General features: G+C 70.2%; 13 protein-coding genes and 1 rRNA gene. 7 read left to right on the top strand and 7 right to left on the bottom strand.

What is annotated here, in order from left to right; all coding sequences use genetic code 11:
- The first annotated feature begins 41 nt into the window (after nt 1–41).
- The 3 genes from OL358_RS12025 to OL358_RS12015 are packed head-to-tail and all read left to right on the top strand — an operon-like array spanning nt 42 to nt 4,322.
- Entirely contained in the window at nt 42–1,064 is a 1,023-nt protein-coding gene (locus OL358_RS12025; RefSeq protein ID WP_264710306.1) for an endonuclease/exonuclease/phosphatase family protein, read from the top strand.
- A gap of 37 nt (nt 1,065–1,101) precedes the next feature.
- Nucleotides 1,102–2,526 (top strand): aminopeptidase P family protein, encoded by a 1,425-nt coding sequence (locus OL358_RS12020; RefSeq protein WP_264710305.1) that lies wholly within the window; start codon nt 1,102–1,104, stop codon nt 2,524–2,526.
- Nucleotides 2,523–4,322 carry a gamma-glutamyltransferase family protein gene (locus tag OL358_RS12015; RefSeq protein WP_264710304.1) on the top strand — a complete coding sequence of 600 codons (1,800 nt, stop codon included), beginning with the start codon at nt 2,523–2,525 and terminating at the stop codon, nt 4,320–4,322. Before OL358_RS12020 ends, OL358_RS12015 begins: the two co-directional genes overlap by 4 nt.
- On the opposite strand, the gene OL358_RS12010 is transcribed toward OL358_RS12015, so the two are convergent.
- Nucleotides 4,304–4,993, bottom strand: a complete 690-nt coding sequence (locus OL358_RS12010; RefSeq protein ID WP_264710303.1) for an alpha/beta family hydrolase — start codon at nt 4,991–4,993, stop codon at nt 4,304–4,306. The genes OL358_RS12015 and OL358_RS12010 overlap by 19 nt on opposite strands.
- A gap of 3 nt (nt 4,994–4,996) precedes the next feature.
- Nucleotides 4,997–5,686: a general stress protein gene (locus OL358_RS12005; protein WP_264710302.1), complete on the bottom strand. Its 690-nt coding sequence runs from the start codon at nt 5,684–5,686 to the stop codon at nt 4,997–4,999.
- 40 nt (nt 5,687–5,726) lie between these two features.
- Here OL358_RS12005 and OL358_RS12000 point away from each other — a divergent pair, with 40 nt between their 5' ends.
- The 3 genes from OL358_RS12000 to OL358_RS11990 are packed head-to-tail and all read left to right on the top strand — an operon-like array spanning nt 5,727 to nt 8,706.
- On the top strand, nt 5,727–7,031 hold the full coding sequence (locus tag OL358_RS12000) for a magnesium transporter MgtE N-terminal domain-containing protein (protein ID WP_264710301.1): 1,305 nt from the start codon (nt 5,727–5,729) through the stop codon (nt 7,029–7,031).
- A complete protein-coding gene (locus OL358_RS11995; protein ID WP_264710300.1) occupies nt 7,031–7,555 on the top strand; it encodes a DUF1003 domain-containing protein in 525 nt (174 codons plus the stop codon). The genes OL358_RS12000 and OL358_RS11995 overlap by 1 nt, the downstream gene beginning before the upstream one ends.
- Nucleotides 7,552–8,706 carry an Mrp/NBP35 family ATP-binding protein gene (locus tag OL358_RS11990; protein ID WP_264710299.1) on the top strand — a complete coding sequence of 385 codons (1,155 nt, stop codon included), beginning with the start codon at nt 7,552–7,554 and terminating at the stop codon, nt 8,704–8,706. The genes OL358_RS11995 and OL358_RS11990 overlap by 4 nt, the downstream gene beginning before the upstream one ends.
- 1 nt (nt 8,707) lies before the next feature.
- On the opposite strand, the gene OL358_RS11985 is transcribed toward OL358_RS11990, so the two are convergent.
- Entirely contained in the window at nt 8,708–9,100 is a 393-nt protein-coding gene (locus OL358_RS11985) for a Sec-independent protein translocase TatB (RefSeq protein WP_264710298.1), read from the bottom strand.
- Nucleotides 9,101–9,172: 72 nt separating this feature from the next.
- Between OL358_RS11985 and OL358_RS11980 the strand changes: the two genes are divergently transcribed.
- Nucleotides 9,173–9,808, top strand: a complete 636-nt coding sequence (locus tag OL358_RS11980) for an O-methyltransferase (protein WP_264710297.1) — start codon at nt 9,173–9,175, stop codon at nt 9,806–9,808.
- Nucleotides 9,809–9,874: 66 nt separating this feature from the next.
- Here the strand turns inward: OL358_RS11980 and OL358_RS11975 are convergent, their stop codons facing one another.
- The 4 genes from OL358_RS11975 to rrf form a co-directional block, all read right to left on the bottom strand.
- Nucleotides 9,875–10,048, bottom strand: a complete 174-nt coding sequence (locus tag OL358_RS11975) for a DUF3117 domain-containing protein (protein WP_082569411.1) — start codon at nt 10,046–10,048, stop codon at nt 9,875–9,877.
- A gap of 96 nt (nt 10,049–10,144) precedes the next feature.
- Nucleotides 10,145–11,368, bottom strand: a complete 1,224-nt coding sequence (locus OL358_RS11970) for a hypothetical protein (protein ID WP_264710296.1) — start codon at nt 11,366–11,368, stop codon at nt 10,145–10,147.
- Nucleotides 11,347–12,426, bottom strand: a complete 1,080-nt coding sequence (gene dapE, locus OL358_RS11965) for a succinyl-diaminopimelate desuccinylase (protein WP_264710295.1) — start codon at nt 12,424–12,426, stop codon at nt 11,347–11,349. Before dapE ends, OL358_RS11970 begins: the two co-directional genes overlap by 22 nt.
- Nucleotides 12,427–12,529: 103 nt before the next feature.
- Nucleotides 12,530–12,606, bottom strand: a 5S ribosomal RNA gene (gene rrf / locus OL358_RS11960); the annotation flags it as partial.

The following is a 12,606-nucleotide window of genomic DNA, read 5'->3' as shown; positions in this document are numbered from 1 at the left end:
CGCTGACGGATCTCCCAGACTGCTCGCATAGAGTCGCCGTCGTGCTGCGCCTTCTGGGGATTCTCGTGACCGTGCTCTGCGCGATTGCGGCCGCGGTCCTCACGTGGCCGTCGTTCTTCCATGTCGAGCGCCTCTACCCGGTGGCGCAGATCGTGTCCTTCCGCGGACTGCTCGCGCTCGCCTTCGCGGCGGCCGCCGTCGTGTGCCTCCTCCTGTCGATCGCACGCCCCATCCGGGGGCTGGCGCTCGCACTCGCGTGCGTCACGGGGGCGGCGGCGATCGCGAGCGGCGTGATCCTCGCGGGTCGCGGCGGCACCGGGACGGACGCCCTCCCCGCGAAGACGGAGACGGCGATCCGCGTCATGACGTGGAACACCGCAGGTCCCGCGACGCCGCCCGCCACCATCGCCAAGATCGCGGTCGCGATGGACGCCGACATCGTCGCGCTTCCCGAGACGACGATCGAGACCGGCGAGCAGGTCGCGATCGCGATGCGAGAGCTCGGACACCGCATGTGGGCGCACCACGCCGAAGATCCGTCGACGGAGTGGGACGCCGGATCGACCACGCTGCTGATCTCCCCCGATCTCGGCGACTACGCCGTCATCGAGTCGTCGCGCGACGGGACGAGCAACACCTCCACCGTGCCGAGCGCCGTGGCCATGCCGACCAGCGGTGACGGGCCGATCGTCGTCGCCGCTCACGCCGTCGCCCCCCGCCCGAGCTACATGCAGGAATGGCGCGACGATCTCCAGTGGCTGGCCGACCAGTGCGGCACCGCGAACGTGATCATGGCCGGCGACTTCAACGCGACCGTCGACCACATGGCCGAGCTCGGGATCGACGGCGGAGATCTCGGCCTGTGCCGCGACACCGCGGTGGCGACGGGCAACGGCGCGGTGGGCACGTGGTCGGCCGCGATGCCGGCCCTGCTGGGCACGCCGATCGACCACGTGATGACCTCCCCTCACTGGGAGGCGACGGGGTCTCTCGTGCTTCGATCGATGGACGACTCGGGCTCGGATCACCGCCCTTTCATCGTTCAGCTCGAGCCGGTCGACTGACCGGGCGTACGTCCGCGGCCCGTGCCAGACTGGATGCATGAGCACCACAGGCGAGAGCGACACGATCGCAACCTCCGACTCCGAGGCCCCCGCAACCACGAGCACCAACCGTCGTCAGCCGTACGGCCAGGGGTTCCTCGACACCATCTCCCAGGGCTGGGCCGAGCGGCCTGACACGTCTCCTCCCGCCCGGGCCCAGTCCGCGTACGCGGTCGCACGCCGCGACGCGGTGTCCGCGGCGTTCCCGGGCAAGCGACTGGTGATCCCCGCCGGTGACCTCAAGCAGCGCAGCAACGACACCGACTATCCGTTCCGCGCGCACTCGGCCTTCTCGCACCTGACCGGCTGGGCGTCGGATGCCGAGCCCGGCTCGGTGCTCGTGTTCGAGCCTCGCGCCGACGAGGGCCACGATGTGCTGCTCTACTTCCGTGAGCGCGCCGACCGCACGACGGCGGAGTTCTACTCCGACGCCTCGATCGGCGAGTTCTGGATCGGCCCGCGTCCGGCGCTTTCTGGCGTCGCCGCCGACCTGGGCCTGACGACTGCGCACATCGACGGCCTCGAGCGTCACGACGACGATCTGGTGCTCGACGAGGACGACGAACTCACGCGCTTCGTGTCGGAGCTCCGTCTGATCAAGGACGACTACGAGATCGGGCAGATGAAGCTGGCGGTCGATGTCACGGCCGCCGGGTTCGACGACATTGTCGCGCACCTTCCCGAGATCGTGGCGCACCCTCGAGGCGAGCGCATCGTCGAAGGCGTGTTCCACCAGCGGGCGCGCAGCGACGGCAACGCCGTCGGCTACGACACGATCGCGGCATCCGGTCCTCACGCCTGCTACCTGCACTGGACGCGCAACGACGGCACCGTCGTGCCCGGCGACCTCATCCTCATCGACGCGGGCGCCGAGGTCGACAGCCTGTACACCGCAGACATCACACGCACCCTTCCCGTGAGCGGCCGCTTCACCGATATCCAGCGGCGCATCTACGAGACCGTCCGCGAGGCGGCAGACGCCGCGTTCGAGGCCGCGAAGCCCGGCGTGAAGTTCCGATCGGTCCACGAAGCGGCCATGAAGGTGATCGCGACGCGCGTCGCCGAGTGGGGGCTCCTCCCGGTCACAGCGCAAGAGGCGCTCGACGCCGACACGGGCGGTCACCACCGTCGGTACATGGTCCACGGCACGAGTCACCACCTCGGCATCGACGTGCACGACTGCGCGCAGGCGCGCCGCGACATGTACTACGACGGTCTGCTCGAGGCGGGCATGGTCTTCACGATCGAGCCGGGGCTGTACTTCCAGATCGACGACGTGACGGTCCCCGAGGAATACCGCGGCATCGGCGTGCGCATCGAGGACGACATCCTCATGACCGCTGACGGCCCGGTCAACCTGTCGGCCGGCATTCCGCGCACGGCAGACGAGGTCGAGGCCTGGATCGCCCGGCACTCCGCGTGACCTACACGCCGCCACCGGACTTCACCACCCGACCGACGCTGTCGGGCACGTTCGGCATGTCGGCGTCGACGCACTGGCTCGCCACCGCGACGGCGCAGTCGGTGCTCGAGCGCGGCGGCAACGCGTTCGACGCGTCGGTGGCGGCGGCGTTCGTGCTCCATGTCGTCGAGCCCCACCTGAACGGGCCGGGCGGCGATCTGGTGGGCATCTTCCAAACGGCGGATGCCTCCTCCCCGACGGTGCTCATGGGCCAGGGGCCGGCTCCGGACGGGGCGACGATCGCGCACTACCGCGCCGAGGGCCTCGATCTTGTTCCGGGCTCGGGAGCCCTCGCGGCCGCCGTGCCCGGCGCGGTCGACGCCTGGCTGCTGCTCCTGCGGGACCACGGGACGTGGGAGTTGACCGACGTCCTCGCGTACGCGATCGGGTACGCGCGCGACGGGCACCCGCTGATCCCGCAGGCCGCCGCCACCATCGCCCGTGTGGCGGGCCTGTTCCGCGACGAGTGGACCACCTCGGGTGATCTGTGGATGCCGGGTGGCGTGCCTCCCGCGGCGGGCGACGTCGTACGCAATCCCGCCTACGCCGCCGTGCTGGACGGACTGGTCCACGCCTCGTGCACCGTCCGCGACGACGGACCGGTCGGGCGCGCCGCGCGCGTCGACGCCGCGCGCCGCGAGTGGCGCATGGGCCAGGTGGCGCAGGAGGCGGCGGCCTTCGCCGCGCAGCCGCACCGGCACTCCGCGGGCGGGCGCCACGCGGGCGTCATCACGGTCGAGGATTTCGCGGGCTTCGAAGCCGGCTACGAGCCCGCGACCACGCGCACGTTCCGCGGGCGCACGATCGCCAAGGCGGGCGCGTGGACACAGGGCCCGGCGCTTCTGCAGGCGCTGGCGCTGCTCGAGCCGCTCGACGACGACCTCCTCGACCCGTCGACGGAGGCGGGCGCGCACACGCTCCTCGAGGTCCAGAAGCTGGCGCTGGCCGATCGCGATGCGTGGTTCGGCGACGACGACGTCGACCTCGAGGCGCTCCTCGCCGACGACTACCTGGCTGAGCGCCGCGAGCTCATCGGCGACAGCGCGTCCGCCGACTTCCGGCCGGGCCGGCTTCGCGGCCGTGAGCCGTTCGTGCCCCCGCTGCGCACGGATTCCGGAGCCGACGAAGCATCCACGGGCGAACCCACCGTCTCACCCTCCGGCCGGACGCGCGGCGACACGTGCCATCTGGATGTGGTCGATCGGTGGGGCAACATCGTGTCGGCGACGCCCTCGGGCGGCTGGCTGCAGTCCTCGCCGACCATCCCCGCACTGGGCTTCTGCCTGGGGACGCGCCTGCAGATGACATGGCTCGAGCCGGGTACGCCGTCGTCCCTCACCCCGGGCAGGCGTCCACGTACGACACTCACCCCGACGCTGGTGCTCCGCGGCGACGAGCCCGAGTTCGCGATCGGCACGCCGGGCGGGGATCAGCAGGACCAGTGGCAGCTTCCCGTCCTGCTGCGCATGATCGTGGGCGGCTACAGCGCGCAGGAGGCGATCGACTCCCCCACTCTGCACACGACCGCTATGCCCGAGTCGTTCTGGCCGCGCACGTGGACACCCGCAGGCGCGGTCGTCGAGGACCGCCTCGGCGACGCCGTCATCGGCGGTCTCGAGCGACGCGGCCACCGTGTCACCCGTGCCGGCGACTGGTCGCTCGGGAGGGTGTCCGCGGTCGGACGACGCACGTCCGACGGCACGCTGTGGGCCGCGGCGAATCCGCGCGGAATGCAGGGCTACGCGGCCGGGCGCTGACTCCGGCGGCGGATCCATTCGACGACGGGTGCGGCGATGCTCGCGCCGACCTCGTCGGCGGAGCGTTTGCGGCCCTTCACCTCGAACGAGTGGCCGCCGCCCTCGATCCACGCGATCTCGGCATCTCGACACGACGCGACGGCGCGCGCGAACTGATCGTGCGGATCGATGAACGGGTCGTTCGATCCCTCGACGAACAGCTGCGGCTGAGCGATGTCGGGAAGGTGGGCGGTGCGGGCCTTGTCCGGGTTTCCGGGCGGATGCAGCGGATAGCCGAGGTAGACGAGGCCGGCAGGCGAGATCGCCGACTCCGCTGCCGCCATCGAGGCCATGCGCCCGCCGTAGGACTTGCCCGCCGCCCAGAAGGGCAGTGCTGCCGCCTGCGCCTCTGCCACAGCCTCGACCGCGGACCACGTCGCGATCGCGTGAGCCGCCGGCCCCGGCATCCGTCGCCCTGCCTCGAGATACGGGAAGGTGAACCGCAGGGCGGCGACGCCCTCCTCGTGAAGCGCGCCGACGAATCCGGAGAGGAACGGATGCCGCATGCCGGCCCCGGCGCCGTGCGCCACCGCGACGAGCGCCCACGCGCCGTCGGGGATCGCACACGCCGCAGACACCTCGACCTCGCCGGCCGGAAGGTGCACCGGGATGCGAAGGTCGGTCTCGCGCACGGGTCAGCGTTCCGCGGGAGGCTGCTCGACGGACTCGGGCTCGGAATCGCCGTCGGCCTCGGATGCGGACGCCTCAGGCGCGGACGCAGCGGCCGCGGAGGCCTCAGGTGCGGGCGCAGCGGACGCTGACTGATCCGCGGACACGCGCTCGCCGTACCGCGGCGGCTCGTCGGGCGCGACCCGCTCCTCGGCGACCGGACCCGCGGTCGGAGGTTCCGGCGCTGCCTGCGGTCCGAGGATCTGTCGCGCGCGGTGCACGCCGGCGGCGGTGACGGTCACCTCGTAGTGATCGGCGACGACCTGCATGACCGACGCGTAGTCGCGGCGACGACGAACGAACGAGTACGTGATGATGCTCAGCAGCATGCCGATCGCGATGCCCACGAACAGCACGCCCACGAACGCCTGCATCGGCACCGAGGGCGATCCGATCACGAGGATCGCCGAGAACAGCAGCCCCAGCAGCACGCCGTTGATGGCACCCGACCTGGCCGCAGACGCATACCCGAGTCGGCCGGTGATCCGCTCGACGGAGCGGAGCCCCTGACCCACGATCGCGATGTCGCGCGCTGGGACCTCGCCGGCGATCAGCGACGAGACCGCCTTCTGGGCAGCCTCGTAGGTGGGGAAGCTCGCGACCGTCTGACCGACGTCGTCCGAACCCTGCGGAAAGCGTCCGCCCATCATGGTCATCTCCCCATCCTCCCATGGTGTCCGGGCTACGCTGGGACGCGTGAGCACGCAGAGGGTATTCGTCGCGCGCCTGTCCGGGTGCTTCGTCTTCGACCCCGCCGGCGACCGTCTCGGCAAGGTACGAGACGTCGTCGTCATCTACCGAAAAGATGATCCCCCGCGCGTGATCGGACTCGTCGTGGAGATCCCCGGACGCCGGCATGTGTTCGTGTCGATCGGCCGAGTCACCTCGATCGCCACCGGACAGGTCATCACGACCGGACTCATCAACGTCCGCCGCTTCCAGCCGCGCGGCGGCGAGGTGCGCGTCATGGCCGAGCTGCTCGGCCGCAAGGTCTACCTCAACGACGGGTCCGGCACGGCGGTCATCGAGGACGTCGCGATCGAGCGCAACCGTCTCGGCGAGTGGGATGTCGGGCAGCTCTTCCTTCGTCGTCCGCGCACGAGCGCCTCGCCGTTCGCGAAGGGGCCGACGACGTTCGCGAGCTGGCCCGAGGTGCGCGAGCAGCAGAACCCCGGCGAGGCCCAGTCCGCCGAGCAGCTCGTCGCCACGTACTCCGACCTGAAGCCCGCAGACCTCGCCAACACGCTCCTCGATCTACCCGAGGACCGCCTGATCGAAGTCGCCGAGGAACTCCCCGACGACCGACTCGCCGACGCGCTCGAAGAGATGCCGGAAGAGGAGCAGGTGCACATCCTCGAGGCGCTCGGCGACGAGCGGGCGGCAGACATCCTCGACGCGATGGAGCCCGACGACGCGGCCGACCTCCTGGGCCAGATGCCCGAAGAGCGCTCCGAGGAGCTGCTCGATCTCATGGAGCCCGAAGAGGCCGAGGACGTCCGCGCTCTCTTGCAGTACGGTCCCGACACCGCCGGCGGGCTCATGACGAGCGAGCCGATCGTGCTCTCGGCCGACGCGACCGTCGCCGAGGCGCTCGCGCTGATCCGGCGCCACGAGCTGCATCCGGCACTGGCCGCGGCGGTGTTCATCACACTCCCGCCGTACGAGACCCCGACGGGGCGGCTCCTCGGCACCGTGCACTTCCAGCGGATGCTGCGCTATCCGCCGCACGAACGGCTCGGCGCCATCATCGACGACACACTCGACCCCATGCCCGCATCGGCGTCGGCCGCGGAGGTCGCCCGTCTACTCGCCAGCTACAACCTGGTGTCGGTCCCGGTCGTCGACCAGGCCCACCGACTGGTCGGCGCGGTCAGCATCGACGACGTCCTCGACTACCTGCTCCCCGACGACTGGCGCTCGCACGACAGCGATGAAGGATCGGATGCCGCGCGCGCGGCATCGGTCTCCACCGCCACCGCCGGAATCCCGCGGAGGCGCTGATGGCCCGGCAGACACGCACGACGCCGCTCGACGCGCCCCGCGGGCGCGGAGGGATGCTCCAGCGAACCCCGCAGCCCTCGCGCGATCGCTTCGGCCGGTTCTCGGAGTCCTTCGCCCGCGGAATGGGCACCTCGACCTTCCTCGTCGGCATGACGATCTTCGTGCTCGTGTGGCTCAGCTGGAACATCTGGGCGCCGCCCCAGCTCCAGTTCGATCCGGCAGCGACGAACTTCACCCTGTTGACGCTGATCCTGTCGCTGCAGGCCTCCTACGCCGCCCCCCTGATCCTGCTCGCACAGAATCGCCAGGATGACCGTGACCGGGTCCAGATCGAGCAGGACCGCCAGCGCGCCGAGCGCAATCTGGCGGACACCGAGTACCTGGCGCGCGAGGTCGTGGCGCTGCGGATGGCGGTCAACGACTTCTCCGAAGAGGTCGTGACGCGTGAGGTTCTCCGCGCCGAGCTCCGCGTGCTGCTCGAGAAGCTCGAACCGCGCGACCCGCAGGAGGGCGCGTCTCGATGAGCGACGCGACCGCCGAGGCGGTTCGGCGTGCGGTCTCCGCGGTGGTCGATCCCGAGCTGCGGCGTCCGATCGGTGAGCTCGACATGGTGCGGGAGATCACCGTCGACGCCGGCGTCGCCCACGTCGGCATCGCGCTGACGATCGTCGGATGTCCCGCCGCCGACCGCATCTCCTCCGACGTCCGGTCTGCTGCGGCATCCGTTGCGGGCATCACGGATGTCGCGCTCGACGTCGGCGTCATGTCGCCGCTCGAGCGCGAGGCGCTGACCGAGCGCCTGCGCGGCGGCCGCGCCGCGCGCGAGATGCCGTTCGGTCCCGAGACCCTCACGCGCGTGATCGCGGTCACGAGCGGGAAGGGCGGCGTCGGGAAGTCGAGCATCACCGCCAATCTCGCGGTCGCCCTCGCGGCTCGCGGACTCGCGGTCGGACTCGTCGACGCCGACGTCCACGGATTCTCGATCCCGCCTCTGCTCGGGCTGGTCGGACCGGACGGCACGGTGCCTCAGCCGACGCGGATCGACGATCTCATGCTTCCGCCGGTCGCCTACGGCGTGAAGGTCATCTCGATCGGGATGTTCCTGCGCCGCGGTGCCGACGACGCACCGCTCGGCGCCGTGGCGTGGCGCGGTCCCATGCTCCATCGCACCGTGCAGCAGTTCCTCACCGACGTGTACTTCGGCGACCTCGACGTCCTGCTGCTCGATATGCCTCCCGGCACCGGAGACGTCGCGATCTCGGTGGGGCAGCTGCTCCCCCACTCCGACGTGCTCGTGGTCACGACACCGCAGTCCGCCGCGTCGGACGTCGCCGTGCGGAGCGGCCTCGTCGCACGCCAGACCGGCCAGCGCGTGATCGGCGTCGTCGAGAACATGGGCGCGATGATCCTGCCCGACGGCACCTCGTTCGAACTGTTCGGCTCGGGCGGAGGCGCGGCCGTGGCGGCCGCGCTCACGGGCGAGGACGCTCCGGTGCCGCTCCTGGCCTCCGTGCCCCTCAGCCCCACGCTGCGCGCCGATGCGGATGCCGGCATCCCGGCCGTCGTGGCACATCCTGACGATCCGGCATCCGTCGCCATCACCGGCGTCGCGGCGGCGATCGCCTCTGAACCACGCGGGCTCTCGGGACGTTCGCTGCCCCTTCGACCCCGCTGAATCAGGTCGCCTCGGAGTCGAACGGAGTCGGCAGGTCCTCGGGTCCGCGGAACGGCGACTTCACCGGCGGCGCGGGCGGTCCGCCGGTAGAGGCGACCGCCGCGCCGGCCTGCGCGGCGCGAACGGTCGGCACCGGCGCGTCGTCGAGGAGCGCCTCGCGGATAATGCGCCGCGGGTCGTACTGGCGCGGGTCGAGGGTGCGCCAGTCGACGTCATCGAAATCCTCGCCCATCTCATCGCGCACGCGGGTTCGCGCGTTCGACACCCAGTCGCGGGCGCGACGCGTGAAGGTCGCGAGCGCCTCCGCGTATCGAGGGAGCCGTTCGGGACCGACGATCAGCGCTGCGATCACACCGATCAGCAGCAGCTTCTCGATCGTGAGGCCGAAGAACATGAGATCAGATTACCGCCGCGCCTGAGCAGTGCGCGCACGCCGCCCGCGTAGGCTTTGGCCTGGAGGCACGGCATGGGTGAGCAGAGCGCGAATCAGCGGTTCGCAGCTGAGGTGACGATCGAACCGGACCACATCGGTCGCGCGCGCGCACACGCCCTGGAGCTCGGTGCGGCGCCGATCAGCGCCGCCGTCGGAGCGCAGTGCGCGGTGATAGCCGCAGCCTCGCAGGCTCTCAACATCGTCGAGATCGGCACCGGCGCCGGCGTCTCCGGATTGTGGCTCCTCCACGGGTCGCCTCGGGCGACGCTCACCACGATCGACAAAGAGCCCGAGCACCTCGGGGCGGCACGCCAGGCCTTCGCGGACGCACGGATCCCGCCCGCTCGTGCGCGCTTCATCACCGGACGCGCGGCCGAGGTGCTCCCGCGCATGAACGAAGCCTCGTACGACATCGTGCTCGTGGATGCCGATCCCGAGGGCGTCATCGAGTACGTCGAGCACGGACTGCGGCTCGTGCGCGCGGGCGGCACGGTGCTCGTGCCACGGGTGATGGCGGGTGGCGCGGTCGCCGACCCGGTGCGACGCGACAGCGTCACCTCGGCCTACCGCTCACTGATCCAGGAGACGCAGGCATCGCCCGCCGTCATCGGGGCGCTGTCCATCGTCGCCGAGGGGCTGCTGCAGCTCACGACCGTCAACCAGGACTAGCGGACCCACGCGGAGAACGTCGAACGGCCGGTCTCGCGACCGGCCGTTCAGCGGAACGAATGTGCCTCAGGCGGCTGCGACGACCCCACCCAGAACGTCGTACAGCTCCTTCGCCTCTGCGTCGTTGACGGAGACGACGAGACGACCGCCACCTTCGAGCGGCACGCGCACGATGATGAGTCGACCCTCCTTCACGGCCTCCATCGGCCCGTCTCCGGTTCGCGGCTTCATGGCTGCCATTGCGGCTCCCTTTCATCGATGGTCTGCGAAGACAAGTTTATCGTGAGGCTGGGACGCCGCGTCCCATCCTGGGGATTACGTCATCCGGGCGATTCGTCACGGGATCTGCCAGATCGCATTCCCGAGCGCGTACATGTTGTAGATCCACCACCACTGCCCCGCGAGACACAGAGCCAGAACCGAGACGCGCCACACGGCGGAACGTGGTGCGGCGACGGCGCCCCACAGCGGCGACAGGGGCACGAGGAGACGGAAGATGCTCGACTGCGGGAAGAACACGAGGAGCAGGTAGACAAGATAGCTGGCGCTCCACAGGCGCACCTCGACGCTCAGCCGCTTCACCTGCGGAACGAAGAGCAGGATCGCTGCGACGGCGAAGACGGATGCCGCGAGCACGACGTAGCCGAGCTCTGCACCCAGCCCCCACACCGATCCGAACCAGAACGCGCTCGCACTGAGGAACCCGTCGAACGGCAGGAAGACCGCGTCGCCGGGGATCCAGTTGCGGCGCCACGCGAGCTCCGTGGCGAGGTACGCGCCGCTGTCGCCCGTCACCCATCCCGCGAGAAGCTGCCAAGAGAAGCCGACGACCACGGCGAGGACTCCGAGCGCGACGATGTGCACCACTTCCCGCACGTGCAGCGGCTCACGCGCCCTCGTGAAGAATCGCCGCACGCCGAACAGCGCGAGGAACAGGGCGAACGCGAGGATCCCAGGGCGCGTGAAGCCCATGAGTGGGATGAGCAGGTACAGCCACGGATAGCGTCGGCGCACGACGCACCACAGCGCGAGGAACAGCCAGAGCAGGAACAGCGACTCCGCGTACCCCACCTGGAACAGAGCGGCGAGCGGCCCGGCGGCGAAGAACGCGACCGCCCACATCGCCGCGACCGCATCGATCCGCTCACGCAGCAGATAGTAGAGGGCGACGGATGCTCCGTACCCGGCGACGATCGAGACGATGAAGGCCCCGACCACCCATTGACCGAAGGGGATCGCGACGAGCTTCGCCAGGTATGCGTAGATCGGCATGAACGCCCACTGGTTCTCCCCCACAGCACCGGATTCGGTGCGAGGGAGCTCCGACGGGTAGCCCGTCTCGGCCACGATCCAGTACCAGCGCGAGTCCCAGCCGAGAACGAGATCAGCGAGGCTCGCGTCCGGGCCGAAGCGGGAGTCGACGCCGGAGAGTTCCGCAGCGACGACGAGGAAGATCGTCGTGAGGACCCGGGCTGCGATGTAGATCAGCGCGATGCGGAGAGCGACGGTGGCGAAGCGCTCCCGCGCGGGCGCGTCCGTCAGCGGCTGCTGCTGAGCCACGCGCGCAGGCCCCGCTCGACCGCATCGATCTGAGCGATGGGAACACGCTCCTCGTCATGATGCGCGAGGTGCGGATCGCCGGGCCCGTAGTTGACGGCCGGAACGCCGAGAGCGCTGAAGCGCGCGACATCCGTCCACCCGTACTTGGGTCGCGGCTCGGCTCCCACGGCCGCGACGAATTCCTGCGCGAGTGGCGCATCGAGCCCGGGACGCGCACCGACGGCGATGTCGATGATGTCGACCTCGAACCCCGAGAACACGTCGCGCACGTGACGCTCGGCTTCGTCCGCGTCCCTGCTCGGAGCGAAGCGGTAGTTGACCTCGACCTCGCAGAGATCCGGGATGACGTTGCCCGCGACCCCGCCGCCGATACGCACGGCGTTGAGGCCCTCGCGATAGACGAGGCCTTCGACGGCGATGTCTCGCGGACGGTACTCGGCGAGGCGGGTCAGAACGGGAGCGGCCTTGTGGATCGCGTTCTCGCCGATCCATGCACGGGCGGAGTGCGATCGCACGCCGTGCGTTCGCACGATCACGCGCATGTTTCCGTTGCACCCGCCTTCGACCTCCCCGTTGGAGGGTTCCCCCAGGATGGCGAAGTCCGCGGCGAACAGATCGGGACGCGTGGCGGTGAGACGTGTCAGACCGTTGAGGTCGGCGTCGACCTCTTCATGGTCGTACCACATCCACGTGATGTCGACGCGAGGGTCGGTGAGCTCGGCGGCCAGCTTCAGCTGCACCGCGACGCCCGCCTTCATGTCGACGGTGCCGCGGCCCCAGATGTACGGCTCGCCCTCGATCTCGATGTCGCGCGTGGGCACGTTCCCGTTGATCGGCACGGTGTCGATGTGACCCGCGATCGCCACGCGTTGCGCGCGGCCGCCGTTGGTGCGGGCGACGATCGTGTCACCGTCGCGGAAGACCTCGAGATGCGGCAGCGCCGACACGGCTTCATGGATGAGGTCGGCGAGCCGCGTCTCGTCGTCGGACACGCTCGAGATGTCGCAGATGGTCCGAGTCAGGTCCGCGGATGTCGCGGTGAGGTCGAGCGCCGGCATCCCTCGAGTCTACCGAGGGATGCCGAGGGCTCGTCGCCCCCGCGTGTGTGGGTGTTAACGCGAAATGGCCACCCGTCGTTGGGTGGCCATTTCGGTAATGGAAGTCCGGCGGTGTCCTACTCTCCCACAGGGTCCCCCCTGCAGTACCATCGGCGCTGAGAGGCTTAGCTTCCGGGTTCG

Source organism: Microbacterium sp. SSM24, assembly GCF_025989145.1.
Lineage (GTDB): Bacteria > Actinomycetota > Actinomycetes > Actinomycetales > Microbacteriaceae > Microbacterium.
This window is presented reverse-complemented; position numbering and strand designations above follow the sequence as displayed.